The following is a 25734-nucleotide window of genomic DNA, read 5'->3' on the forward strand; positions in this document are numbered from 1 at the left end:
AAACCAGTAATTTTCGCATTCAAATCACTGAAACAAAATATGTTTCAGAAATATTTTGAATGTTCGTTCAATCAATATCTCAGAAAAACCGCTTGATTTCAATGGCGGTTTGCGCTCATCTTCAATCCGGGAACAGCAACGAGCCGAAAAGGCGGTCGCAATGTCGGAAAAGCAGGAGAGCGGGCGCTGTCCCGCGCCAATTCGTACCGATGACCTCGCGAAACGAGCGAAGCGATGAGCTCCGCGGCGATCGCCTCGTCGCCGGAAGCGGTGAAGCCTGCGCCTGGCAGCAGGTGGATGCGCAGCGAAGAGGCCCGCGGCCTGGCAATGATCTCGCCGACCCTCATCTACGCGCTGGCGCTGCTGCTCGTCCCGGTCACGCTCGTCGTCGCCTACAGCTTCTGGACGCAGAACTACCTCGAGATCGACCGCACCTTCACCTTCGAGAACTATCGCCAGGCCCTCACCGAGCCGATCTACCGCGACCTGTTCATCCGCTCGCTGTGGATCTCGCTCGTGACCAGCGCGGTCACCGTCGGCTTCTCCTACCCGGTCGCCTGGTTCATTTCCTTCCATGGCGGGGCGCACAAGAACCTCTGGCTCTTTCTGGTCACCATCCCCTGCTGGACCAGCTACCTGCTGCGCGTCATGTCCTGGAAGGTCATCCTCGGCTATGGCGGCGTGCTGAATACGGGCCTGATGTCGGTCGGCCTGATCGACGAGCCGATCACGTCCCTTCTCTACAACGCCAATGCCGTCGTCATCACGCTCGTCCATAGCTGGGCGGCCTTCGCCATCCTGCCGATCTACGTCTCGCTGCAGAAGATCGACCGCTCGCTGATCGAGGCGGCCCGCGACCTCGGGGACGGGCCGATGCGCGCCTTCCTGCGCGTCACCCTGCCGCTGTCCATGGCCGGCGTCGTCTCAGCCTTCCTGATCGTGATGATCCCGACCGTCGGCGACTACGTCACGCCCAAGCTGGTCGGCGGCAAGGACGGGGTGATGATCGCAACCGCCATCCAGGCGCAGTTCGGCAAGGGCGCCAACTGGCCGCTGGGCGCCGCCCTGTCAGTCACCACCATGGTCCTCGTCTCCCTCGTCGCCGCAGCCGTCGTGCTGGCGCTGCGCTTCGCCGTCCGGAGGATCCGCTGATGCTGCTGCACAGGCTGCGCCTTCTCCCCTTCCTGCCCGCCTACGTGGCGGTCTATTTCCTGTTCCTCTACCTGCCGATCCTGCTCCTGCCGGTCTTCTCCTTCAATGATGCCGCCACCACGACGCTGCCGCTCGCGGGCTTCACCACCAAATGGTACGCCTCGCTCTGGGGCAACACCGTGCTCCTGCAGGCGGCGCGCAACAGCCTGATCGTCGGCGTCTGCGTGGCGCTGATCAGCACCATCCTCGGCATCTGCGCCGCCCGCGCCATCACCCGCTACCGCTTCCGCGGCCAGCGCCCCGCCACCGGCCTGATCATGGCGCCGCTGTTCCTGCCCGAGATCATCGTCGCGGTGTCGCTACTGATGATCGTCCTGCAGATGGGGCTGGAACTGTCGCTGGTGACCGTCATCCTCGGCCAGGTCGTCTTCTGCATCCCCTATTCCATGTCCGTGCTCGTCTCTGGTTTCGAGGGCTTCGACCGCAGCCTCGAGGAGGCCTCCTACGATCTCGGCGAGACCGCGATCGGCACCTTCCGGCGCGTCACCCTGCCGGTCGTGGCGCCTGCGATCGTCTCCAGCCTGCTCGTCACCTTCACGATCTCGCTCGACGAGTTCATCCTCGCCTTCTTCCTCTCCGGCACTGAGCCGACGCTGCCGGTCTATATCTGGGGTCAGCTCCGCTTCGCCGCCAAGCTGCCGGGCGTGCTGGCGCTCGGCAGCCTGATGATCCTCGCCTCCGTCGTCCTTCTCACCGTAGCCGAGGTCATGCGCCGGCGGGCGGAGCGACGCACGCAAGCCACCCTCGTGCCGTGACAGGAGCCCGCCATGCCGGACCGCCCGATGATCTCGATCGAAAACGTCTCAAGATACTACGGCACCTACCGCGCGCTCGACGACGTGTCGCTGGAGATCGGCGCCGGCGAATTCTTCTCGCTGCTCGGCCCGTCCGGCTGCGGCAAGACAACGCTGCTGCGCTCGATCGCAGGTTTCGACGTGCCGACTGCGGGCGAGATCCGCATCGACGGCACGCCCTGCACGCTGCTGCCCGCCAACAGGCGCCCCACCAACATGGTCTTCCAGAACTACGCGATCTTTCCCCATCTCGACGTCGGCGAAAACGTCGCCTATGGGCTGAAGCGGCTGAAACTCGACGCTGCCGAGGAGCGCCGCCGCGTCTCCGACGCGCTCGACCAGGTCCGGCTGACCGGCCTCGACAAGCGCAAGGCGAACGAACTCTCCGGCGGCCAGCGCCAGCGCGTGGCACTCGCCCGCGCGCTCGTCATGCGGCCGAAGGTGCTGCTGCTCGACGAGCCGCTGTCGGCACTGGACAAGAAGCTGCGCGAGCAGATGCAGGTGGAATTGCGCAGCCTCCAGAAGGCGGTCGGCATCACCTTCATCCTCGTCACCCACGACCAGTACGAGGCGCTTGCGCTGTCCGACCGCATCGCCGTCATGTTCGGCGGCAGGATCGCCCAGGTCGCGACCCCGAAGGAGATCTACCAGCGCCCCCGCACCCGAATGGTCGCCGATTTCCTCGGCGGCATGAACTTCCTGCAGGCCAGGCTCACCTCCGAGCGCAGCGGCAGCGTCAGCGTCGAGACCGCCCGCTTCGGCACCATCAATCTGGAGCGGCCAAAGGGCTTTGCGCCTACGAACGGCCACGTCACCGTCGGCATACGCCCGGAACGCCTGCGCCTGCTGTGGGACGACGAGCGCGCGCCGCACGAACTCGTAGGCCGGGTGGAGAACCGCGCCTATTTCGGCGAGGTGACGCACCTGACAATCGGCGTCGACGGCCTCGAGCAGCCGCTCTCCATGGTCGAGACCAACGACTACGGCGCCGACGACCTGCCGCTCGGCGCAGAGATCAGGCTCGCCTACGATCCGGATGCGTTCGTGCTGCTTTCAGAGGATGAGAGAGGGGCAAGGATGTAACGAGTAGGCTCTGCAGGTTCTCCTATCGGTGAAGACCTGTTGGCGCGGCTTGCGCAAGAACCCATTCGCTATTGGCTACTCACTCTCCCAGGCAGGGCTTCGACAGCCGCCCTCCCGGCCACGATCGCCCCCTCGACATAGCACGGAAACGACGGCGACAGTTCGGCGCTGGCGAAGCGGATCGGGCCGAAGCCGGCGCGCAGCATATCCTCGGCGTCTCGCGCCTGCATGTCGCAGATCGTGTCGCCATAGCCGCCGCCGCACCACAGGTCGTCGGTCCAGTCGCGGATGATCAGGTCGGCTGCATTTCTCGCCTCGGCACCGAGGGCGCCGGCGAGCTTTTCGAGGATCGTCTCCTGCAGTTCGGCCTGCGGCATCTGCCGCCACGACTGCGCCAGCGGCCCGGCGATGAAGACGACGAGCGTCGCCCCCGGCCCGTTACGGCTGACGTCGCAGGAGAACAGGCCGACCGGATCGCGCCACGCCACCAGCCCGCTGAGCCCCTCGTCGTGCCAGAACGGCGTGTGATAGCGAACGAGCGCCTTGATGACCGTGCCGCTGCGCCAGGCGCCGAGCGCGGCCGAAAGCTTCACCGGCAGTGCCGGCGCATAGGCGATGCGCGACGCCATGACCGGCGGCACGGCGACGATCGCCTGCCGGGCGAGAAAGCTTGCGCCCGCGGCACTGACCTCCACGCCGTTCGGCCCGGTCGAGATCCGCGTCACCGGATGGCCGGTCAGAAGGCGGCTCCCGAGGCCTGCGGCCATGTCCTCGGCCAGCGAATGGATGGTTTCGGCGACGAAATATTCGATCTCTGTCTGCCGGTTGGTGATGCGCCGGTCGTTCGAGACCAGATACCAGAGCGGCAGTTCGCCGATCGGCCGGCACCACAGGCCCTCGACGGTCGAGCGGAACGCGAGCGCGGCGTCGGGGCTGACGGGCTGCGCCGCCAGCCAGTCGGCGACCGTCAACCCGGCGAGCGCCGGATCGGCCGGATCAAGCCCTCGCAGTCGCAGCCGCAGTGCCCGCGCCTGGGCATAGGCCTCGTCGTCATCGCGCCCGGGCGGCTGCACGATGCTTTCGCCCGCCATCGGCGTCTGCACCAGCGTCTTGCCGTAGCGGGCCAAAAGCGCGATGACGTTTTCCATGTCGTCGCAGACGAACTGCGCGCCGGTATCGACACGGGTCCCGTCGCCGAAGACGGCCGACTCGACCCGCCCGCCGACGCGGTCGGCGGCTTCCAGCACCACAACGTCCATGCCCTTGTCGACCAGCGAAAGCGCGGCCGAAAGGCCGGCAAAGCCGGCCCCGACGACAATGACGTCATGACGCTGCGACATTAGTATCCCGATTTGATCTTCTCGAACTCGGCGATCATCCTCTGCCGCAATTCGTTCGGCAAGGGGGACTGAAACAGCGTGTCGGTCATGAAGGTCTCGACGTCGCCATAGCCCTTCTGCTTCAGGATGGCCGGATCGATGGAAGCCATGCCCTTGGCATTGACGTGGCCGTAGCCCCACGCCTCGACCATGTATTTCGAAACGGCCGGATCGCTCACGGCGTTCAGATAGTCATAGACCTGGTCGACATTGCCCTCGCCGCCCTTCAGCCGGACATAGCCGCAGACCCAGGTAGAGTTTCCCTCGGCCGTATCCAGTTTCATCGCCACCGGCACCCCCTCGCCCTGCAGCGTCACTGCCGTCTCGTTCCAGGCCCAGGCCAGGTCGATCTCGCCTGCCGCCATCGCCTGGCTGACCTCGGTGTTGTCGGTCCAGTAGAGGCGGACGTTCTTGTGCACATCGCGCAGGAACTCCGAAGCCTCCTTGAACTGCTCGTCGGTCATCTGCGTCCAGTCCTTCACCCCGATCGCCAGGCTCGCCAGCGCGTAGACGTCGTCGACATTGTCGCCGATCGAGACGCGGTCCTTGAATTTCGGATCGGCGAAGGCCTTCAGCGAGGCGATCTCCTCCGGCTTGACCGTGTCTGTCCGGTAGGTCAGCACGGTATTGCCCCATTCGTAGGGGATGAGCCAGGCGGTGCCGTCGTCCGAGGTCATCAGCCCCTTCATCGACTTCAGCCCGGGCAGAACGTCGTTCCAGTGCGCCAGCTTCGTCGTGTCCAGCGGCTCCAGCAGGCCCGCGTCGCGCCATTTCGCCACGCTCTGCGAACAGGGATGGGCGACATCGGCCTTGAACCCGGCCCGCAGTTTCTGGAACGCCTCCTCCTCGTCGCCGAAGAAGGCGAAGTCCGGCGGGTTTCCGTGTTTTTCCACATAGGCAGGGAAGAAGGCCGGATCCTCGTAGCCCGACCAGTCGAACACCGTCAGCCCGTCGGCTGCGGCAGGCAGGGCGGTAGAGAGGGAAAGTGCCGCGGCCATGGCGGCCGTGAGAAAATGTCCGGCCCGGTTCGAGATGCTCATGCTCATTCCCCTTTTTTCTGGTTGGCTATTTCGGTCCGTTTCTGGCGATGTGCTTCGGGAACATGGCAACGATCGCCTCGATCGCCGCCTCGTGCGCCTGTTCGCGGGTGAGGCCGTTGCCCATCATCAGGCGCAGCCACAGCCCTTCCAGCATGCTGGAAAGGGAAAGCGCCATCGGCTCGGCCGTATAGTCGTAGCCGCCCTCCGCCTTCAGCGCGGCGCAGACCGAGATCACCATTTCCTGGTACTTGACGTCGCGCGCGCCGCAGAGCGCCTGGTAGGTCGGCCGTGACTTGGCCTCGCCCCAGAAGGCGCACCAGGCGGCCAGCTTGCGCTTGGTGCAGATCCGCCGGTCGAAATCGGCGGCAACCAGCGCCCAGAGCTGCTCGGCCGGCCGCGGCCCTGCCTTCTCCAACGCCGAACTCCAGTGGTTGGCATATTCGTCCGCCATCGCCTGCAGCGTGGCGACGAGCAGCTTTTCCTTGCTCTCGAAGTGGAAATTGACGATGCCGCGCGACAGCCCTGCCCCGTCGGCGACGTCGGCCAGCGTCGTCTCGGAATAGCCGCGCCGGGCAAGCGAATCGATCGTCGCCTCGATCAGTTGCAGCCGCCTCGCCTCCTTGGAGGCCTTGCGGCCCTTCTTCTCGATGTCAGTCACGTCCTTCTGCGCCGCGTTCGCCCGCATCTTCACCGCCGTTCTCATTTTGGGATTTCGCAGCGCCTCGTTCACGGAAGATCTCCGTCCGGCTTGCTGCCGAAAAGATGAGTGGGGCAATGCTCGCCGCTGTCAAGAACCTTCTGCATGGCGACCCAGGTACGGATGTTCTTCTCGACATAGGCCTCGCCGACAGCCGCGACGGCTGCGGCGTGCAGCGGGCCCTTCAGCCGTTCCTGCTCCGCGCGCGCCACCTCGCGGTACCAGCCGTTGCGATCCGTCGCCGAGACGGCGACGAAGCCCGCCGCCCGCATCGCCTGCAGGTAGCGTGATGATGAGGCCATGCCGAAGCTCAGGCCCTCGGCTTCGATGTAGTCCTTCATCTCCTGCGACGGCTCGCCGTCATGCGCGATCAGCCAATCGGAGGTGGCAAGCCGGCCGCCGGGCTTCAGCACGCGGAAGAGCTCGGCAAAAAGTGCCTCCTTGTCGAGCACGTGCACCATCGCATCCTTGGAGAAGACGACGTCGAACTCGCCGTCGTCGAAGGGCAGCCGGCCGGGCGGGGTAGCGATGAAGCGGACCTGCGCCGTCAGCCCTTCGCGGACCGCCGCCGCCCGCGCCCGGTCGATCACCGGCTGCTCGACGTCGTAGCCGACGATCTCCGCCGGTCCGTGCGCCTTGGCGATGTGCAGCGTGGCGCCGCCCGCGCCGCAGCCGAAATCGAGCACCGACCTCCCCGAAAGGTCGATGCCCGCAAGCACGCGGTCGACCTCCTCCGAACCGCCGGGAGACAGATACCCCTCGCCCCACACGACCGCGAGGAACCGGATCGCCTCGTCGTCGTATTCCGGCTCGTGCTCCTGCCCCATCTCGCCGTCCGCCGTCATGCTCTCCCCTCGCAAGATCACCCCGCGCCCTGTCGTTCCTGACGCGAAATTCTAGCGCATTATCAGACGATTGCAACATACTTGCTGAATATTCATTCAAAATATCTGGACAAGTTTTTGCGTTTGATGCAGCCTTTCGGTCAATGAGGGAGAACGAGCATGCAACGATATGACGTCCTCGTGGTGGGCGGCGGCCACAATGGTCTGGTGACCGCCGGCTACCTGCAGCGGGCCGGCCTGAAGGTCGCCGTGCTGGAGAAGAACGGCTGGGTCGGCGGCGCGGCCACCAGCCGGGAGCTGACGCCGGGTTTCCTCTATTCCAACTGTTCCTACGTCTGTTCGCTGTTCCGCCCCGAGATCATGCGCGACCTCGAACTGCCCAGGCATGGGCTGCAGGTCGTCGCCTACGAAGGCGGCGCGGTCCTGACCCGCGATGGCGACTACCTCGCCTCCTACCGCGACCACGACAGCCACCGCCGCGAATTCGCCCGCTATTCGAAGCGTGATGCCGAGGCCTATGAGCGCTATGCCCGCGACGTCACCCGCCAGTGCCGTTTCATCCAGCCGCTTCTGATGCGCACCGCACCCGATCCTTTCGGCTTCCGCCCGCGCGACATCGCCGAACTCCTGTATCTGGCAAGGAAATTCGGTGAGTTCAGCCCTGGCGAGATGGCGCAGACGCTGCGCTTCTGGACCATGTCGATCTCCGACTTCCTCGACGAGTATTTCGAGACCGACGTCATCAAGGCATATCTGGCAATCTCCGGCATCATCGGCACCGCTCTCGGCCCCATGTCGCCGGGCACGGCCTATGTGCTGCTGCATCACTACATGGGCGAGGTGGACGGCTCGGTCGGCGCCTGGGGCTATGCCCGCGGCGGCATGGGCGCAGTGACGCAGGCCTTGGCGAGTTCGTTCCTCGCCGCCGGCGGCACGATCCGCACCGACGCCGAGGTCGCAAGGATCTTCTCGCGCGGCGGGCGCACCACCGGCGTAGTCCTGGAAAGCGGCGAGGAGATCCGCGCCAAACTCGTCGTCTCCAATGCCGACGTGAAGCGGACGTTCCTGAAGCTCGTCGACGAGGCCGACCTGCCGGAACACTTCGTCCACCGGGTCAGGCACTTCAAGATGCGCGGCTCGTCCGGCAAGGTGAACATCGCGCTGGACAGCCTGCCGGAATTCCCCGCCCTGCCGAAGGGGTCTTCCTGCATCCGCGGCGACCTGCATTTCACCGACTCGATCGAACGGATGGAACGCGCCTACGACGACTGGAAGGCCGGGCGCTGGTCGGCCGATCCCATGCTCGACACGATGATCCCGACGACGCTCGACCCGACCATGACCTCGCCGGGCAAACACTTCATGAGCTGCTTCGTGCAGTACTGCCCGCCAAAGGTCGAGGGCCGCGACTGGACCGACGCCGACCGCGCTGCCTTCGCCGAAACCGTCGTCGGCCAGATCTCCGACTATTCGCCGGGCTTCCGCGACCGCATCGTCCACATGGAGGTGCGCACCCCGCGCGAACTCGAAGCCGAGGTCGGCCTGACCGAGGGCAACATCTTCCAGGGCGAACTGACCTTCGACCAGTTGCTGTTCAACCGCCCCGTTCCCGGCTACGCCCAGTACCGCAGCCCGATCGCCGGCCTCTACATCTGCGGCTCCTCCACCCATCCCGGCGGCGGCGTCATGGGCGCGCCCGGCCGCAACGCCGCCATGGAGATCCTCCGCGACCTCAAGCGCAGCCCCGAGAAGATGAGCAACGCCCATGACGTCATCTGACGCACCTCTGAAGACCCCAAAAACTGCCGCGCATAGCTATGACGCGATCGTCATCGGCGCCGGCCACAACGGCCTCGCCGCCGCAGCCAAGCTCGGCCGCAGCGGCCGCAGGGTGCTGGTGCTGGAGGCGGCGAACGCGCCGGGGGGTGCTGCCCGCGGCCGCGAATTCGCGCCCGGCTTCCGATCCGCCGGCCTCGCCCACCTCGTCAACCGGCTCGATCCAGAAGTCGCCCGCGACCTCGGGATCGCGCTTGCGGCCACGCCCGGCCCCGCCATGCCGACCGCCGTCCTCGACGGCGAGCGCGAGCCGGCCGTGCTCCGCGGCGCCTATGGCGAGACGATCGACGGCGTGACGGCAGACGAGGCGGCGGCCTTCTCCCGCCTGCGCGACAAGCTGGTCTTCCAGGCCGGCGTCCTCAAGCGCTTCCTGCGCCGCCCGCCGCCGCAGCTTGGCGCGATCGGCATCGGCGATATCTCGACGCTGATGGCGGCCGGTTTCGGCATCATCCGCAAGGGCCGCGCCGAGGGCCGCGATTTCCTGCGCATGCTGCTGATGAACGTCGCCGATGTCGCCGACGAATATCTCGACGACGACCGGCTGAAGGGGCTGCTCGCCTTCGACGCCACGCTCGGCATCCACCTCGGACCGCGCTCGCCAACCTCGCTTCTCGGCCTCTACTATCGCCTCACCGGCGAAGTGGACGGCAAGGCCGGCGGCCAGTTCATTCCGGAAGGCGGCATGGCGGCCGTCGCTCCCGCCTTCCTCAAGGCGGCGGAGACGGCCGGCGTCACCATCCGCTGCGGCGCCCGCGTCGGCCGCATTCTCGCCGACCGCGGCAGGGCCGGCGGCGTCGTGCTCGCCGACGGCTCGGAGCTCACCGCTCCGGTGGTCGTCTCCGCGATCCACCCGCAGGCGACCTTTCTGCAACTCGTCGATGCCGCCGAGACCGGCACCGGCTTCCTGCGCTCCATCCGCCACGTCCGCTCGGCCGGAAACGTCGCCAAGCTCGATCTCGCACTGGAACGCATGCCGAATTTCTCCGGCCTCCCCGGCCGCGACCACGCCGGCCGCATCGTCATCGCCCGCTCGATGACGCATGTCGAAAACGCCTTCAACCCGGCCAAGTACGGCGAATTCTCGCCCGATCCGGTGATGGAGATCGTGCTGCCGAGCCTGGCAGACAGCACGCTCGCGCCGGACGGCGCCTGCACGCTCTCGGCGCTGGTGCAATATGCACCCTACAAGCTCAAGGCAGGCTGGGAGACCGGCAAGCCGGCCTTCCTGAAGATCGTCATCGACATCCTCGAGCGCCACGCGCCGGGCATCGGTGCTACGGTCGTCGCTGCGAACCTCAGCACGCCCACAGACATCGAGACCGAATACAACCTGCCGGGCGGTCATTGGCATCATGGGGAACTGCAGGCCGACCAGCTCCTGATCAACCGGCCGACGGGCACCGCTTCCGGCTATGCCACGCCGATCGAGGGCCTGTATCTCGCCAGCGCCGGCGCCCATCCGGGCGGCGGCATATCCGGCCTCGCCGGCTGGAACGCCGCTCGCCACATCCTTGCCGGAGGCAGCCGATGAACGCCCTGACCAAGCCTGCAAATGCCACCGACGCCCGCCGTGCTGCGCGCAGCCATATCCTCACCCCGCGGCTGGAGACGCCCTTCCATCCGCGGCTGGCCGCCCTCGACGAGGTCAACGACTGGTACAACTGGGCCGGCTACAAGGCCCCGCATGCGCTCTTCGACGAGGAACTCGAGTATTTCGCGATCCGCTCGACGGCGGCCCTGTTCGACATCTCGCCGATGGTGAAGTACCGCATCGCCGGCGCGGACGCGGAGCGCTACCTCAACCGCCTGACGCTGCGCGACGTGCGCAAGCTCCCCGTCGGCCGCGTGCACTACACCGCCTGGTGCGACGACGACGGCCACGTGCTGGACGACGGCACGCTGTTCCGCTTGGGCGAGCAGGAATTCCGCCTCTGCTGCCAGGAGCGCCACCTGTCCTGGCTGCTCGACAGCGCCTTCGGCTTCACGGTCGAGATCCACGAGGAAACCGAAGCGATCGCCGGCGTCGCCCTGCAGGGGCCGACGAGCTATGCAGTGCTCGCCGAAGCCGGCTTTGCCGGCGTCGAGCGGCTGAAGCCCTTCGACATCGCCACGTTTGCCCATGACGGGGGTACCGTCACGATCTCGCGCACCGGCTTCACCGGCGACCTGGGCTACGAACTCTTCGTTCCGCGCCAGACGGCCTTGTCGCTATGGGACCGGCTGTGGACGGCCGGCGACGGGCACGGCATTCGCGCCATCGGCTACGCCGCGCTGAACCGCACGCGCATCGAGGCCGGCTTCATCGTCGCCAATGCCGACTTCGTCACCGCCGAGGGGGCACTTCGCGCCGACCGCGTGCGCCTGCCCGACGAGATCGGCCTCGACTGGCTGGTCGATCCGGACAAGCCGAACTTCAACGGCCGCCGCGCCGTCCTCGATGCGCGCCGGAATCAAACTCTGAGGCACGTCCTCGTAGGCCTTGAAATCGAAGGGAATGTTCCAGCCGAGCATGCGATCGTCTATCACCGCGGCAAGCGAGAGGCGGGCCTCGTCACCGCCGCCATCTGGTCGCCCACCGCCAAGCGCAACATCGCCATCGCCAGCCTGACGCGCCCCTATGGCACACGGTTCGTCGACGACCTCTGGGTGGAGATCTATGCGATGCGCGAACTGAAGTACCAGAAGATGATGAAGCGTGCGAAGATCGTCCCGCGGCCGTTCGTGAAGCTGGCGCGACGCACGGCGACGCCGCCGGGATTGCGGTAGGACGCGACAAGGCAAGAACGCACCGATGGACGAAGAAGCCCGCCACCATTGGACGCTCATCCGCACACCGGTCGGTATCGACTGGTCGGGGCGCAGCCGCTATGCGGCGGCGATGTATTTCTACCAGAAGGGCGAGATGAGCGCCGAGGTGCTGGAGGTCTATCGCATCTGTTCCCGGCTTGACGCGGAAGATCCGCTTTCCGTGTTAAGGCGTTGGAATATCGGCAAGGACTGGATCGGGAAGATGACCGCAGAAGACAACTGACGCCTCGGAGACCTGCCATGGCGCAGCCCATGCCGGCCACGCCGGCGGCGGGCGGATCAGGCGGCCCGCAGTCCGCGAATGAAGCGGGAAAGGCCGTCGCGGCCTTCGGCGGCAAGGTCGAAGCGGCGGCCGAACAGCAGCCATTCGACGCAAAGCCCCTTCATCATCCAGCAGAAGGAGGAGGCGAGCGCACGTGGCGTCCAGCAGCGGTCGAGCTTGCCCGTTTCGGCTGCCCGGGCGAAGGCCATCTCCAGGATGCGCACGTGCTCGTCGAAGACCTGCTGTTGCTGTTGCAGCACCGGCGCCAGTTCGCCTCCATAGTCGCAGCGAAGCAGGATCGACAGGATCCGCTGGCGCTGCTCGTCCTTGGCCAGCACCTCCAGCCACTCCGCCGCCATGCGCTCGATCACCGCGAACACGTCCGCGCCTTCCATCTCGAGTTCGCGGGCAACCATGTCCTCCTGCGGCAAGGGCACGGACTTGTAGAGTTCCATGAAGAGGTCGGTCTTGTTGGCGAAATGCCAGTAGATGGCGCCGCGGGTCACGCCGGCGGCAAGGGCCACCTCCTCCATCGATGCGTTGGAGACGCCCTTTTCGAAAAAGACGCGCTCCGCCGCATAGAGGATCTGCTGGCGCGTGACTTTGGCGTCCGCTTTGGTCCTACGCATGTGCCCCCCGTAGCCGGGAGCGCCCGCCTTTCGGCGGACACTCGTTTCTCACTCGCCCGGTGCCGGCACTGGCTCGCCAGCCGGCTTTTCTTCCTTCGGCTTGCGGCCGAAGAGGTTCATGATGAACACGAAGAACACCGGGACGAAGAAGATGGCGAGAACGGTTGCCGAGATCATGCCGCCCATCACGCCCGTGCCGATCGCGTTCTGGCTGGCAGCGCTGGCGCCCGAGGCGATCGCCATCGGCAGCACGCCGAGGGTGAAGGCCAGCGAGGTCATCAGGATCGGCCGGAAGCGCAGCCGGCAGGCTTCGACCGTGGCCTCGAGGAGAGGCTTGCCCTCCGCCCGCAGGTCCTTGGCGAACTCGATGATCAGGATCGCGTTCTTCGCCGACAGGCCGATGATGGTGATCAGGCCGACGAGGAAGTACACGTCGTTGGGCATGCCGCGCCAGGTCACCGCGATCACCGAGCCGATGACGCCGAGCGGCACGACGAGCATGACCGACAGCGGGATCGACCAGCTCTCGTAGAGCGCCGAAAGCAGCAGGAAGACGAACAGGATCGACAGCGCGATCAGTGCCGGCGCCTGCGAGCCGGACTGGATCTCCTGCAGCGACTGGCCCGTCCATTCGTAGCCGAAGCCGATCGGCAGTTCGCCTGCCAGGCGCTCCATCTCGGCGATCGCCTCGCCCGAGGAGAAGCCGGGTGCGGCCTGGCCCGCGATGCGGATCGACGGATAGCCGTTGTAGCCGACGATCTGCTGCGGCCCGCGGATCCACTCCACGGTGGAAAACGACGACAGCGGAACCATGCCGCCGCTGGCGTTGCGGACGTTGAGGTTGAGGAGGTCGGCGGTATGCATACGCTTGTCCGCCCCCGCCTGTACCGTCACGCGCTGCATGCGACCGGAGTTCGGGAAGTCATTGACGTAGGACGAGCCGAGGTTCGCCGAGATCGTCGAGTTGATGTCGGAGAAGGTCACCCCGAAGGTGTTGGCCTTCTCGCGATCGATCAGCAGGTTGACCTGCGCCGCGTCGGGCATGCCTTCGACGCGCAGGCCGGTGACGGCCGGGCTCTTTGCGGCAGCAGCCATCAGCTGGTCGCGTGCGGCAGAGAGCGCAGTCTGCCCCAGTCCGCCGCGGTCCTGCAGGCGGAAGGTGAATCCGGTCGAGTTGCCCAGGCCCTGAATCGGCGGCGGCGAGAGCGAGAATGTCATCGCGTCCTTGATGCCGAAGAGCTGCATGTTGGCGCGGCCCGCGATCGCATCGGCCGAATCTTCCGGTCCGCGTTCTGACCAGTCCTTCAAGGGAACGAAGGCGAGGCCTGCGTTCTGGCCGGTGCCGGAGAAGCTGTAGCCGGAGATGGCGACGATGTCGGCGACGGCCTTCTCGCCCATGAAGATCTTCTCGACCTGCTGGATGACCTCGGCCGTACGGGTGCCGCTCGCCTCGGACGGAGCCTGCATGTCGACAATGAGGTAGCCCTGGTCTTCGTTCGGAAGGAACGACGTCGGCAGTTGCAGATAGGCATAGCCGAGACCGACGAGCAGCGCGAGATACACGACCATCATCCGGCCCGAGCGCTTCACGACCTTGCCCACCACGCCGGAATAGCCATGCGCCGTCTTGTCGAAACCGCGGTTGAACCAGCCGAAGAAGCCGCGCTTTTCGTGATGGCCGTGCGGGATCGGTTTCAGGAAGGTGGCGCAGAGCGCCGGCGTCAGCGACAGCGCCAGGAAGCCCGAAAACAGGATCGACACCACCATGGTCAGGCTGAACTGCTGGTAGATGATGCCGACGGCGCCCGGGAAGAACGCCATGGGAATGAACACGGCCGAGAGCACCAGCGTGATGCCGATCACGGCGCCGGAAATCTGGCCCATGGCTTTCTTGGTGGCCTCCTTCGGCGACAGTCCCTCTTCGGCCATGATGCGCTCGACGTTCTCGACCACGACGATCGCGTCGTCGACGAGGATGCCGATCGCCAGCACCATGGCGAACATGGTCAGCACGTTGATCGAGAACCCCGAGACGTACATCACAGCACAGGTTCCGAGCAGCGCCACCGGCACGACGAGCGTGGGGATGATCGTGTAGCGGATGTTCTGCAGGAACAGGAACATCACGATGAATACGAGGCCGATCGCCTCGATCAGCGTGTGGATGACCTTCTCGATCGACACTTCGACGAAGGGCGTCGTGTCGTAGGGGATGCTGTATTCAACGCCGGCCGGGAAGAACTTCGCCAGTTCCTCCATCTTGGCGCGCACGCCGGCCGCCGTCGACATGGCGTTGCCCGTCGGCGAGAGCTGCACGCCGATGGCGGCCGTGGGATTGCCGCTCAGGCGCGTCGAGAAGTTGTAGCTTTCACCGCCGACCTCGATGGCGGCCACGTCGCGCAGCCGCACCGACGATCCGTCCGGATTGGCACGCAGTACGATCGAGCCGAACTCCTCGGGCGAGGTCAGCTGGCCGCGGACGAGCACGGTCGCGGAGATCTGCTGGCCGATCGGATTGGGCTGCGCACCGATCCGACCTGCCGAGACCTGCGCGTTCTGCGCCGAGATCGCGTTGTTGATGTCGTCGATCGTCAGCTTGAGGCCGACCATCTTGTCGGGGTCGACCCAGATGCGCATCGAGCGCTGGGTCGAAAACAGCGTCGCGCTGCCGACGCCCGGCACGCGCCGAATTTCGCCCAGCACGTTACGGCTGAGATAGTCGCCGAGCCCGATCGCGTCCGTATTGCCGTCGGTAGAGGACAGCGCGACCACCATGAGGAAGGAAGTGCTCGCCTGCTCGACGCGCATGCCCTGCTGGGTGACGGCCTGCGGCAGGCGCGGCTCGACGCGGGCAATGCGGTTCTGCACCTCGACCTGCGCCTCGCCGATATTGGTGCCGGGCGCAAAGGTAACGTTGATGGAGATGCTGCCGGAGGATTCCGACGTCGATTCGAAATAGAGCAGCCCGGGTACGCCGTTCAGCTCCTCCTCGATCGGACGCGTCACCGACTGGTAGATGTCGTCGGGCGAAGCGCCTGGATAGTTGGTCGAGATAGAGATCTGCGGCGGCGCCACGTTCGGATACTGCGCCACCGGCAGCATCGGAATCGTGATCACGCCGGCAAGCATGATGAAAATGGCGACGACCCAGGCGAAGATCGGCCTGTCGATGAAAAATCTAGGCATTGTTCAGGACCTCAGTTCGCTTTGGCGGCCGGCTCTGCCGCCTCGCTGGCGACCGCAGGGGCTTCGGCGGCCTCGGCGGCCTGCTTCTCAGCAGGCGCCTGACCGGCCGGCTGCCAGTCGGTGGGCGCGACAGTGGCGCCGGGCCCGATCTTCTGGAAGCCCTCGACCACGATCTTCTCTCCCGGCTGCAGCCCGCTCGTCACGATGAAGCGCTGGTCGACCGCGCGACCGACGTTGACGCGCCGGACCTCCAGGATGTTCTCTGCGTTGACGACATAGAGCTGTGCCTGCCCGGCCGTGTCGCGCTGGACGGACTGCTGCGGCACCAGGATCGCGTTCTTCTGGATGCCCTGCTGGAGCTGCACGCGGACATACATGCCCGGCAGAAGATCGTTGTCGGGATTGGGGAATTCGCCGCGCAGCGTCACCTGGCCGGTCGTCTCGTCGACGGCGGCCTCCGAGAACAACAGCTTGCCGGTACGGCCGTAGGTCGTGCCGTCGTCGAACAACAGCGCTACGTCAGCCGAATTGCCGTCTTTCATCAGGGCGCCGTCCTGGAGCGCCTTGCGCAGGCGGATCAGGTCGGTGGCCGACTGGGTGAAGTCGGCATAGACGGGGTCGAGCTGTTGGATCGTGGCCAGCGCCTCGGTGCCGTTGCTGCTGACGAGCGCGCCTTCGGTGATCAGCGCCCGGCCGATGCGGCCGGTGATCGGCGCCTTCACCTCGGAATATTCGAGATTGAGCCTTGCCGTCGCAAGACCGGCCTCGGCGATGGCGACGTCGGCATCCGCGGCCGCAAGCTGCGCCACCGCGTCGTCGAACTGCTGCGCGGAGGCGACGTTCGACTTCTTCAGCTGCTCCTGGCGGTCGGCCGCCTGCTTGGCCTGCAACTGCACGGCCTTTGCACGCCGCAGCGTGCCCTCGGCGCTATCGACCTGCACGCGGAAGGGCTCAGGATCGATGCGGTAGAGAACGTCGCCCTCGTTGACGATCGAGCCCTGCTCGAACACGCGTTCGACGATGATGCCGGAGATGCGCGGACGAACCTCGGCGATGCGGGTCGCAGCGATGCGGCCCGGCAGCTCGTTCATGATCGGCGCTTCCTCGGACTTGGTGGTGATGACTGCGACTGGGGTCGGCGGCATCGCCGGCGCACCGGCCTGCTTGTCCTCCTCCTTCTGGCATCCGGCCAAAAACAGCAGGCTGCCCAGTGTCGCAATTGCAATCGGTCTAATGATGCGCATCGGTTTTTCCACGAAACGAGGGGAGGCCGGCGGCCTCGAAAAGGTCAGGTCACGGCCGGAAGGCCTTGAAATGATTCGATGCGGAGAACCGGAAGTCCCCCGCATCGCCGTTATACAAACAGTTCTGTATGTTAGATCTTGTCCAAGCGCAATCCGTTATCGCACTGCACAACGCCCGATCACGAACTCGTGATGAGGGACCTCATCGTATCATTTTGCCGTCATCCCCGAAACGATGGAGCTGTCCGGCATTTGCCGTGGCATGGACGATCTCGTCCGGTTCGTAGTGGTGTTCGCCGAACAGCCGCACTGTCAAAAGCCCTGCCTTCTCGCTGTCCAGGTAGACGATCGTGTCGGCGCCGAGGTGCTCGACATGGACGACCCTGCCGGTCCACTCGCCGCTCTCGCGCGACAGCGCCATGTGCTCCGGACGGACGCCAATCGTCGTCGCATCGCTGCGTCCGAGCCGGGAAGCATCGATGAAGTTCATCGCCGGCGAGCCGATGAAGCCGGCGACGAACAGGTTGGCCGGGCGGTTGTAGAGCTCCATTGGCGAGCCGACCTGCTGGATGACGCCGCCGTCAAGCACGACGATCTTGTCCGCCAGCGTCATCGCCTCGACCTGGTCATGCGTGACGTAGATCATGGTCGCCTTCAGTTCGCGGTGGAGCCGGGCGATCTCCAGGCGCGTGTTGACGCGCAGCGCCGCGTCGAGGTTGGAAAGCGGCTCGTCGAACAGGAACAGCTTCGGCTCGCGCACGATCGCCCGGCCGATCGCCACGCGCTGGCGCTGCCCGCCGGAAAGCTCGGCCGGGCGTCGGGCGAGATAGTTCTCCAGCGACAGCATGGAAGACGCCTTCTTCGTTCGCGCCTCGATCTCCGCCTTCGGTGCGCCGGCCTGCTTGAGGCCCAAGCCCATGTTGTCCTTCACGCTCAGGTGCGGATAGAGCGCATAGGACTGGAACACCATGGCGATGCCGCGCTTGGCCGGCGGCACCGCGCTCACCTCGCTCCCGTCGATCAGGATATTGCCCGACGTCGCATCGTCGAGGCCGGCGATGATGCGCAGCAGCGTCGATTTTCCGCAGCCCGACGGTCCGACGAAGATGACGAACTCGCCGTCCTTGACGTCCAGGTCGATGCCCTTGAGGACGTCGACCGGGCCGAAGGACTTGCGCACGGATTTCAGTTGCAGGGAGCCCATCGATCGTTCCTTCTTTACAGTTTCACCGGCCGGCCGGTGCGCACGCTCTCGTCGGCGGCAAGGCAGATCCTGAGCGACTGGACCGCATCGTCCATGTGGCGCGAAAGGTCGATATCCTCGCGGATCGCCTTCAGCATATAGGCCTGCTCGCGGTCGCAGAGCTCCTGGTGACCCGGCTCGCCGGCCATCTTCAGGTCTTCGTCGGCCTTGAGGAAGCGGCCGTCCGGCCCGGTCTCGGCATTGTGCAGCCGGATCACCGCCGTCTTGGTGTGGGTGTCGATGTCGTCCGACTTGGCGTTCGGGTCCATGACGATGGAGACGGATCCCTTCGGCGACATCACGTCCTTCACGAAGAAGGCCGTTTCCGAGATCATCGGCCCCCAGGCCGCCTCGTACCAGCCGAGCGAGCCGTCGTCGTAAAGCACCTGCAGGTGGCCGTAGTTGTACATGTCGGGCGCGATCTCGTCGGAGAGCCGAAGCCCCATGCCGCGCACCTCGACCGGCCTGGCGTCGGTGATCTGGCACATGACATCCACATAGTGCACCCCGCAATCGACGATCGGCGGCGTTGTCTGCATCAGCGCCTTGTGCGTCTCCCAGGTCGGCCCGCTCGACTGCTGGTTCAGGTTCATGCGGAACACGTAGGGGCCGCCGAGCTTGCGGGCTTCCGCGATCAGCCGCATCCAGGAAGGATGGTGGCGCAGGATATAGCCGACCACGAGCTTGCGTCCGTTGGCGCGCGCGCAGGCGACCACGCGCTCGGCATCAGCGACCGTCGTCGCCAGCGGCTTCTCCACGAACACATGCGCCCCCGCCTCCATCGCCATCACCGCAAAGTCAGCGTGGCTGTCGGAATAGGTGTTGATCGAGCAGAGCTCGGGCTTCAGCTCCTTCAGAGCGTCGGGAAAGGACGGCAGGATCTCGTATTCGCGCAGTGGCTCCGGAAGCTCGACCTTCGAGCGGTTGACGAGACCGGCGATCGTGAAGCCGGGGTTCTCATGATAGGCGAGCGCATGGCTGCGGCCCATGTTGCCGAGACCGGCGGACAGCACGCGGATGGGAGATGCGGAATTCATGCTTTCATTCCTTCGCAAGAAACATTGGTCGGGGCAGCCCCCTCACCCGGCCTCCGCTGCGCTCGGCCACCCTCTCCCCAAGGGGAGAGGAGGATCGTCGGCGTCGCGGCAATCTCCCTCTTCTCCCCACCGGGGAGAAGGTGCCCGAAGGGCGGATGAGGGGGCTGCCCAGGCGCGAGAACCATCATTTCACCGCTCCCGAGGTAATGCCGCGGATGAGCTGCCGCGAAAAGGCGAGATAGAGGACGAGAACCGGCAGGATCGCCAGCGACAGGGCGGCCAGCACCGCGTTCCAGTTGGTGACGAACTGGCCGATGAAGATCTGCGAGCCGAGCGTAACGGTCTTGGTCGCCTCGCCCGGCGCCAGGATCAGCGGGAACCACAGGTCGTTCCAGATCGGGATCATGGTGAAGACGGCGACCGTTGCCATGGCGGGCCGCACGAGCGGCAGCACCAGCCGGAAGAAGATGGAGTATTCCGAAAGCCCGTCGATCCGTCCGGCATTCTTCAGGTCGTCGGAAACGGTGCGCATGAACTCCGAAAGGATGAACACGGCGAGCGGCAACCCCTGCGCCGTATAGACGAGGATCAGCGCCGTCAGCGTGTTGACGAGCCCGGTCGCCACCATCCCCTGCAGGATCGCCACCGTGCCGAGCCGGATCGGGATCATGATGCCGAGCGCGAGATAGAGCCCCATCAGCGTATTGCCGCGGAAGCGATACTCCGAGAGCGCGAACGCCGCCATCGCGCCGAACAGCAGCACGAGAAAGATCGAGACGACCGTGACGATCAGGCTGTTCTGGAAGTAGAGCGCGAAGTCCCCCTGCCCCAGCACCGTGCGGTAGCCCACCAGATCGAAGGTCGCGGGCGTCGGCAGTTGCATCGGGTTACGGAAGATCGCATTGCGGTTCTTCATCGAATTGATGATCGTCAGGAACACCGGAAAGACCGCGATCAGCGTATAGGCGATCAGGGCGGCGTGGACGATGGCCGTACGGGACAGCGAGGTGCGTGCCTTGGACATGGTCGGCTCCCCTCAGAACTGGTAGCGGCGGATGCGCCGCTGGATGACGAAAAGATAGAGCGACACGCCGGCGAGGATGATCAGGAACATCACGGTCGCGATCGTCGCCCCCATCGAGCGGTCGCCCAGTTGTAGCTGGAAGCCGAAGAAGGTCCGGTAGAGCAGCGTGCCGAGGATGTCGGTCGAGCCGTCCGGTCCGGCGAGCGCGCCTTGCACGGTGTAGACGAGGTCGAAGGCGTTGAAGTTGCCGACGAAGGTCAGGATCGAGATGATACCGATCGCCGGCAGGATCAGCGGCAGCTTGATCTTGAAGAACTGTGCCCAACCGGTGATGCCGTCGCATTCGGCAGCCTCGATCACCTCCTCGGGAATGTTGAGGAGCGCCGCGTAGATCAGCATCATCGGGATGCCGACATACTGCCAGACCGAGATCAGCGAGACCGCGATCAGCGCCGAGCCCGGCCTTCCGAGCCAGGGCGAGAACAGCGATTTCAGCCCGACGAGGTCCATCAGGTAGGGCGAGACGCCCCAGATCGGCGACAGGATCAGCTTCCAGATGAAACCGACGATCACGAAGGAAAGCAGCGTCGGCAGGAAGATGGCGGTCCGGTAGAAGGCGGCCCCCCTCAGTTTCGGCAACGACAGCAGGGCTGCGAGCGCGATGCCGATCGGGTTCTGCACCATCATGTGGATGAAGAAGAAGATGAAGTTGTTCTTCAGCGCGTTCCAGAAGTCCGACGCCCAGCGCTCGTTGCCGAACAGCGTTGCGAAATTCGACAGGCCGACGAAAGCCGGCTGCCCGTCGACGGTGTTGAAGAAGGAGAGCCTGAGCGTCTCGAACAAGGGCAGGATCATCACCGCCGTGTAGACGACCAGCGCCGGCAGCAGGAAGACGGCGATGTGCCACCGCCGCGGCCGCCGCACGACGTCGAATTCGGCTTCTGAAACTGTGGCGTCCGTCATGGTCTCTTGCCCGCTGTTGACCGTTCGCTCGATGATCCACCGCCAAATGCGGAGAGTGTCACACGGCCGGTCCTGCCGCATGATGCCGTCCCGGGATACCCGGCGGATGAAACGTCAGCTTACACGTTTTCCCGCGGATGGCGCGGGCCTCGGACCGGATCGACAGGGCAGCCAACCGCCCCTCATCCGCCTGCCGGCACCTTCTCCCCGTAAGCAGGGAGAAGGAACCATTGCCGCACTGTTCGCCGCCGGATCCACCTCCCCCTTGAGGGGGGAGGTCGCGCGGAACGCGCGGGTGGGGTGATCCTTGCCGAAAACGCGGCATCACTCCACCCCGGCCCTGCGGGCCGACCCTCCCCCTCAAGGGGAGGGTAAGCGCATGCCTCACTTCGCCGGCTTGAACCAGCTGTCGAGGCCCTTCTGCAGCTTCTCGGCAGCCTCTTCCGGCGTCTGGGTGCCGTTGATGACGTTGGCGGAAGCCGTCCAGGTCTCGTTTTCGAGGTTCGGCGTGCCGCGCGACAGGATCTGGTAGGTCGAGCGGATCGTCGGCTTGCACTTCTCGCGCCAGGAGACGAATTCCTGGGCGATCGGGTCCTGCATCTTCACCGCCGTCGAGTTCAGGCTGAAGAAGCCCGGCAGCGAGTTGGCGTAGATGTCGGCGAATTCCGGTGAGGCGATGAAGGAGAGCAGCTTCTTCGCCGCTTCCGGATTGGCGCTCTTGGCGTTCAGGCCGACGCCGATGTCGTTGTGGTCGGAGATGTAGCAGGTATCGCCGGCGGCCTTCACCGGCGGCGGGAACGCGCCCATCTTGAACTGCGCCTGGGTGTTGAACAGGCCGATCTCCCACGAGCCGGCCGGGAAGATGGCGGCGCGGCCGAGCGTGAACAGGTTCTGGCTGTCAGGATAGGTCTGGGCCTCGAAGCCGTCGCCGAGGTAGTCCTTCCACTTGGCGAGCACGCGATAGGGTTCCACCCACGGCTCGTCGGTCAGCTTCTGCTCGCCCTTGATCAGGGCCGCACGGCCTTCCTCGCCCTTCCAGTAGGTCGGGCCGATGTTCTGGTAGCCCATGGTGGCGGCTTCCCAGAGGTCCTTCGTGCCCATCGCCATCGGGATATAATTGCCGTCGGCCTTGATCTTGTCGAGGGCTGCGAAGAATTCGGCTTCGGTGGTCGGCACCGCGATGCCCAGCTGGTCGAAGGCGTCCTTGTTGTAGATGAAGCCGTGGATGACCGAGGCCATCGGCACGCAGAAGGTTGCCGAACCGTCGTCCGTCGTCCACGCGGACTTGGCGACGTCGGAGAAGTTCTCCATGCCCGGAAGATCGTTCAGGCTGGCAAGATGCTTCTTGTTGTAAAGCTCCAGCGAGGCGTCGAACGGACGGCAGGTGATGAGGTCGCCGGCCGAGCCTGCATCGAGCTTGGCGTTCAGGGCGGCATTGTATTCGGTCGGCGCGGTCGGCGCGAACACCACCTTGATGCCCGGGTTCTTCGCCTCGAAGGCCGGGATGATCTTCTCCTGCCAGATCGACAGGTCGTCGTTGCGCCAGCTCTCGATCGTCAGCGAGACGTCCTGGGCCTGCGCGAGGCCCGCGGTGCCGAGGACGCTCGTGGCAAGGAGCAGCCCCTTGATCAAATTGCGTGTCATGACATTCTCCCTTTTGTGCGCCCCGTTTGGCGCGGTTCCCGTTATTGGAAGGTCTTCAGGGCGCGCCGCAGGCTTTGCCCGGAATTGTCGAGCGCGGCGTCGGCCGCGGCCTTGTCTTTCGCGCCGGCTGCGATCAGCACCGCCGCCTTGACGGATCCTTCGGACTGCTCGAGCAGTTGCCCCGCCGTCTCGACGTCGACGCCGGAAATGCCGGCGACGATGCGGGCCGCGCGATCCTTCAGCTTGATGTTGTCCGCCTTCAGGTTGACCATGTAACCGTCATGCACATGGCCGAGCTGGATGCCGACGAGCGTCGAGAGCATGTTGAAGGCGACCTTCTGCGCCGTCCCCGCCCCCATGCGCGTCGAGCCGGAAATCACTTCCGGCGGCGTCTGCAGCAGGATGGAGATATCGGCATAAGCAAAGAGCGGTGCGCCGGGATTGTTGGCGAGCGCGATCACCTTGGCATCGTGCTCGCGGGCGTGGTCGGCAACGGCGATTGCATAGGGTGTCGTGCCGCTGGCGGTGACGCAGATCACGCAGTCGCCCTTGCCGATCCCCGCCTTTTCGGCATCAGTGATCGCAAGCTCTTCGTCGTCCTCGTAGCCGCCGGCAAGATCCTCGAGGCTGGCGGCGCCGCCGGCCAGCAGAATGACGATGCGGTCGCGCGCAATGCCGTAGGTGCCCGGAAGCTCCAGCGCGTCGGCCATCGCCATCAGGCCGGAACTGCCGGCGCCGACATAGACGAGGCGCCCGCCCGAACGCAGAGCATCGGCCGCCAGCTTCGCCGCCTCGGCAATGTCCTCGATCGCCGCATCGACGGCGCCCGCGGCCTGCCGCTGGGCTGCGGACAGCACCTTGAGCACCTCGACCGGGCTGCGCTCGTCGAGACCTTCCGCCTGTTCATGCCTGGCTTCGGTTCTGGCTGATGCCATGGATTGTTCTCCCTTGGCGGGAATTTAATGCCAAAAACATACCAATTGTCTACAGGAAATTAACTTCCGGCAGTGGAAAAATCACAGCAGACAATTTTAACGTCATATTTCAATAGATTAACGCCTCGATAGCTGGAGCTGACAGTTTTCCACTTGGTTAATGGTATTTTTTTGGTATTGTCTCTCTTGGAGGTCCCCATGGCAGATTTCATCATCGGAATAGATGGCGGCGGCACCAGTTGCCGTGCGGCGGTCGCAGACCCGCAGGGCACGATTCTCGGCCGCGGCAAGAGCGGCTCCGCCAACATCCTGACCGATCCGAACAGCGCTATCCAGAGCATCGGCGAAGCAGCCGAGGCCGCCTTCCGCGACGCCCGCCTGCCCGTGGGCGAAGTGCGCAATGCCGCAGCCTTCCTGGGCCTGGCCGGCACCAATGTCGGCAACCTCACCCAATACGTACGCGAGCGCCTGCCTTTCCGCCACACCGACATCGATTCCGACGGCCTGATCGCCCTGCAGGGCGCGATCGGCGATGCGGAGGGTTCCGTCGCCATCCTTGGCACCGGCACCATCTTCATGGCCCGCAAGGATAGCAAGGTTCATTACATCGGCGGCTGGGGCTTCACCATCGGCGATCTCGGCGGCGGCGCCCGCCTCGGCCATGCGCTCCTGCAGGAGGCGCTGCTGGCCCATGACGGCATCCGCCAGGGTTCGACCGTCACCGACGCCGTTCTCAACGAATTCCGCCACGACCCGACCGCCATGGTCGAGTTCGCCCGTCTTTCCAAGCCCGGCGATTTCGGCCGCTATGCGCCCCTCGTCTTCCAGCATGCGGAACAGGAGGACCCCGGTGCCCTGGCGCTGCTCGGACAGGCCGCACGCTCCGTCAACGAGGCGCTCGACGCGATCACCCGCATCGGCGGCCACGAGCGGCTCTGCCTGCTCGGCGGCCTCGCTCCCCTCTATCCCGCCTGGCTGGAGCCGCGCCACCGCAAGATCCTGGTCGCGCCGCAGGCCGATGCCCTGGCCGGTGCGGTCGCGCTCGCAGCCAAGCGCCACCAGGCGAGAGCCGGAGGCGCGGCATGACGGAACTGCTGGCCGCGATCCTGTCGCCCGAGCGCCTTCAGGCCGGCGGATCGGGGCCGCTGTACCTGAAGCTGCGCCAGACGCTGGAGGAGGCGATCCAGTCCGGCAAGCTCAACCATGGCGATGCGCTGCCGCCCGAGCGCGACCTCGCCGACTATGCCAGCATCAGCCGGGTGACCGTCCGGAAGGCGGTCGACGACCTCGTCAAGGACGGGCTGCTGGTGCGCCGCCACGGCTCGGGCACCTTCGTCGTCAAGCCGGTCTCCAAGGTGCAGCAGTCGCTGTCGCGGCTGACCTCGTTTACCGAGGACATGGCCCGGCGCGGCCTGACGACGCGAGCGCAATGGCTCGACCGCGGCCTGTTCCACCCCTCGCCCGACGAGATGATGATCCTCGGCCTGCCTGCCGACGCGCTGGTGGCGCGGCTGGGCCGCCTGCGCATCGCCGACGACATGCCGCTTGCGATCGAACGCGCCTGCATCTCGTCGGAGTTCCTGCCCGATCCGGCGCAGGTGACCGGCTCGCTCTATGCGGCACTCGGGCAGCGCGGCTACCGTCCGGTCCGCGCGGTGCAGCGCATATCGGCCTATAATATCAAGGAGCCCGACGCGGCTCTGCTCGGCGTCACGGCCGGCGTTGCCGGGCTGTCGATCGAACGCGTCTCCTACCTTGCCTCCGGCAGGGTCGTGGAATTCACCCGCTCGCTCTACCGGGGCGATGCCTATGACTTCGTGGCGGAACTGACGCTCTCGGATACGTGAGCGCGCCGCATAGACCGAAAGACAAG

General features: G+C 65.5%; 22 protein-coding genes. 9 read left to right on the forward strand and 13 right to left on the reverse strand.

All coding sequences use genetic code 11. The features are described 5' to 3' along the window. Positions 1–234 precede the first annotated feature (234 nt). The 3 genes from GGQ64_RS03220 to GGQ64_RS03230 are packed head-to-tail and all read left to right on the forward strand — an operon-like array spanning position 235 to position 3089. Positions 235–1152, forward strand: a complete 918-nt coding sequence (locus tag GGQ64_RS03220; RefSeq protein ID WP_183798944.1) for an ABC transporter permease — start codon at positions 235–237, stop codon at positions 1150–1152. Then, positions 1152–1967 carry an ABC transporter permease gene (locus tag GGQ64_RS03225; protein WP_183798947.1) on the forward strand — a complete coding sequence of 272 codons (816 nt, stop codon included), beginning with the start codon at positions 1152–1154 and terminating at the stop codon, positions 1965–1967. The genes GGQ64_RS03220 and GGQ64_RS03225 overlap by 1 nt, the downstream gene beginning before the upstream one ends. Positions 1968–1994: 27 nt before the next feature. Then, positions 1995–3089, forward strand: a complete 1095-nt coding sequence (locus GGQ64_RS03230; RefSeq protein ID WP_183799167.1) for an ABC transporter ATP-binding protein — start codon at positions 1995–1997, stop codon at positions 3087–3089. Positions 3090–3157: 68 nt separating this feature from the next. On the opposite strand, the gene GGQ64_RS03235 is transcribed toward GGQ64_RS03230, so the two are convergent. Genes GGQ64_RS03235 through GGQ64_RS03250 form a run of 4 tightly spaced genes read right to left on the reverse strand, consistent with a single transcriptional unit; the run spans position 3158 to position 7050 of the window. Next, the gene (locus GGQ64_RS03235; protein WP_183798950.1) at positions 3158–4429 is read right to left on the reverse strand and encodes a flavin monoamine oxidase family protein; all 1272 of its coding nucleotides are present in this window, start codon (positions 4427–4429) and stop codon (positions 3158–3160) included. Continuing rightward, positions 4429–5508 (reverse strand): extracellular solute-binding protein, encoded by a 1080-nt coding sequence (locus GGQ64_RS03240; protein ID WP_183798953.1) that lies wholly within the window; start codon positions 5506–5508, stop codon positions 4429–4431. Before GGQ64_RS03240 ends, GGQ64_RS03235 begins: the two co-directional genes overlap by 1 nt. 25 nt (positions 5509–5533) lie before the next feature. Beyond that, a complete protein-coding gene (locus tag GGQ64_RS03245) occupies positions 5534–6211 on the reverse strand; it encodes a TetR family transcriptional regulator C-terminal domain-containing protein (RefSeq protein WP_183798956.1) in 678 nt (225 codons plus the stop codon). A 23-nt stretch (positions 6212–6234) separates the two neighbouring features. Next, positions 6235–7050 carry a methyltransferase domain-containing protein gene (locus tag GGQ64_RS03250; RefSeq protein ID WP_246422246.1) on the reverse strand — a complete coding sequence of 272 codons (816 nt, stop codon included), beginning with the start codon at positions 7048–7050 and terminating at the stop codon, positions 6235–6237. Between the two features lie 159 nt (positions 7051–7209). Between GGQ64_RS03250 and GGQ64_RS03255 the strand changes: the two genes are divergently transcribed. From GGQ64_RS03255 to GGQ64_RS03270, 4 genes are read left to right on the forward strand one after another with little or no spacing between them, the layout of a single operon-like run. After that, complete coding sequence (locus GGQ64_RS03255) at positions 7210–8829, forward strand: phytoene desaturase family protein (protein ID WP_183798959.1); 1620 nt, start codon at positions 7210–7212, stop codon at positions 8827–8829. Next, entirely contained in the window at positions 8816–10417 is a 1602-nt protein-coding gene (locus tag GGQ64_RS03260; RefSeq protein WP_183798962.1) for a phytoene desaturase family protein, read from the forward strand. The genes GGQ64_RS03255 and GGQ64_RS03260 overlap by 14 nt, the downstream gene beginning before the upstream one ends. Next, on the forward strand, positions 10414–11652 hold the full coding sequence (locus GGQ64_RS03265) for an aminomethyl transferase family protein (RefSeq protein WP_183798964.1): 1239 nt from the start codon (positions 10414–10416) through the stop codon (positions 11650–11652). Before GGQ64_RS03260 ends, GGQ64_RS03265 begins: the two co-directional genes overlap by 4 nt. Positions 11653–11677: 25 nt before the next feature. Next, positions 11678–11917 carry a hypothetical protein gene (locus tag GGQ64_RS03270; RefSeq protein ID WP_183798967.1) on the forward strand — a complete coding sequence of 80 codons (240 nt, stop codon included), beginning with the start codon at positions 11678–11680 and terminating at the stop codon, positions 11915–11917. 56 nt (positions 11918–11973) lie between these two features. Here the strand turns inward: GGQ64_RS03270 and GGQ64_RS03275 are convergent, their stop codons facing one another. The 9 genes from GGQ64_RS03275 to GGQ64_RS03315 form a co-directional block, all read right to left on the reverse strand. Continuing rightward, complete coding sequence (locus GGQ64_RS03275) at positions 11974–12585, reverse strand: TetR family transcriptional regulator (protein WP_183798969.1); 612 nt, start codon at positions 12583–12585, stop codon at positions 11974–11976. Positions 12586–12633: 48 nt separating this feature from the next. Beyond that, positions 12634–15771, reverse strand: a complete 3138-nt coding sequence (locus GGQ64_RS03280; RefSeq protein WP_183798972.1) for an efflux RND transporter permease subunit — start codon at positions 15769–15771, stop codon at positions 12634–12636. Between the two features lie 11 nt (positions 15772–15782). Beyond that, positions 15783–17015 carry an efflux RND transporter periplasmic adaptor subunit gene (locus GGQ64_RS03285; protein WP_246422249.1) on the reverse strand — a complete coding sequence of 411 codons (1233 nt, stop codon included), beginning with the start codon at positions 17013–17015 and terminating at the stop codon, positions 15783–15785. A gap of 202 nt (positions 17016–17217) precedes the next feature. After that, a complete protein-coding gene (locus tag GGQ64_RS03290) occupies positions 17218–18219 on the reverse strand; it encodes an ABC transporter ATP-binding protein (protein ID WP_183798978.1) in 1002 nt (333 codons plus the stop codon). Positions 18220–18233: 14 nt separating this feature from the next. Beyond that, positions 18234–19295, reverse strand: coding sequence for a Gfo/Idh/MocA family protein (locus GGQ64_RS03295; protein WP_183798981.1), 1062 nt, complete (start codon positions 19293–19295; stop codon positions 18234–18236). A 184-nt stretch (positions 19296–19479) separates the two neighbouring features. After that, entirely contained in the window at positions 19480–20319 is an 840-nt protein-coding gene (locus tag GGQ64_RS03300) for a carbohydrate ABC transporter permease (RefSeq protein WP_183798984.1), read from the reverse strand. 12 nt (positions 20320–20331) lie between these two features. After that, positions 20332–21282, reverse strand: a complete 951-nt coding sequence (locus GGQ64_RS03305; RefSeq protein WP_183798987.1) for a carbohydrate ABC transporter permease — start codon at positions 21280–21282, stop codon at positions 20332–20334. Between the two features lie 384 nt (positions 21283–21666). Continuing rightward, positions 21667–22926, reverse strand: a complete 1260-nt coding sequence (locus GGQ64_RS03310) for an ABC transporter substrate-binding protein (protein ID WP_183798990.1) — start codon at positions 22924–22926, stop codon at positions 21667–21669. 41 nt (positions 22927–22967) lie between these two features. Then, entirely contained in the window at positions 22968–23861 is an 894-nt protein-coding gene (locus GGQ64_RS03315) for an N-acetylmuramic acid 6-phosphate etherase (protein ID WP_183798992.1), read from the reverse strand. A 198-nt stretch (positions 23862–24059) separates the two neighbouring features. On the opposite strand from GGQ64_RS03315, the gene GGQ64_RS03320 reads away from it, so the two are divergent. Beyond that, the gene (locus GGQ64_RS03320; RefSeq protein ID WP_183798995.1) at positions 24060–24947 is read left to right on the forward strand and encodes a glucosamine kinase nucleotide-binding domain-containing protein; all 888 of its coding nucleotides are present in this window, start codon (positions 24060–24062) and stop codon (positions 24945–24947) included. Further along, positions 24944–25708, forward strand: coding sequence for a GntR family transcriptional regulator (locus tag GGQ64_RS03325; RefSeq protein ID WP_183798998.1), 765 nt, complete (start codon positions 24944–24946; stop codon positions 25706–25708). Before GGQ64_RS03320 ends, GGQ64_RS03325 begins: the two co-directional genes overlap by 4 nt. Positions 25709–25734: the final 26 nt, after the last annotated feature.

The sequence above is a fragment of the Mycoplana azooxidifex genome (assembly GCF_014196765.1).
In the GTDB taxonomy this organism is placed as follows: domain Bacteria; phylum Pseudomonadota; class Alphaproteobacteria; order Rhizobiales; family Rhizobiaceae; genus Mycoplana; species Mycoplana azooxidifex.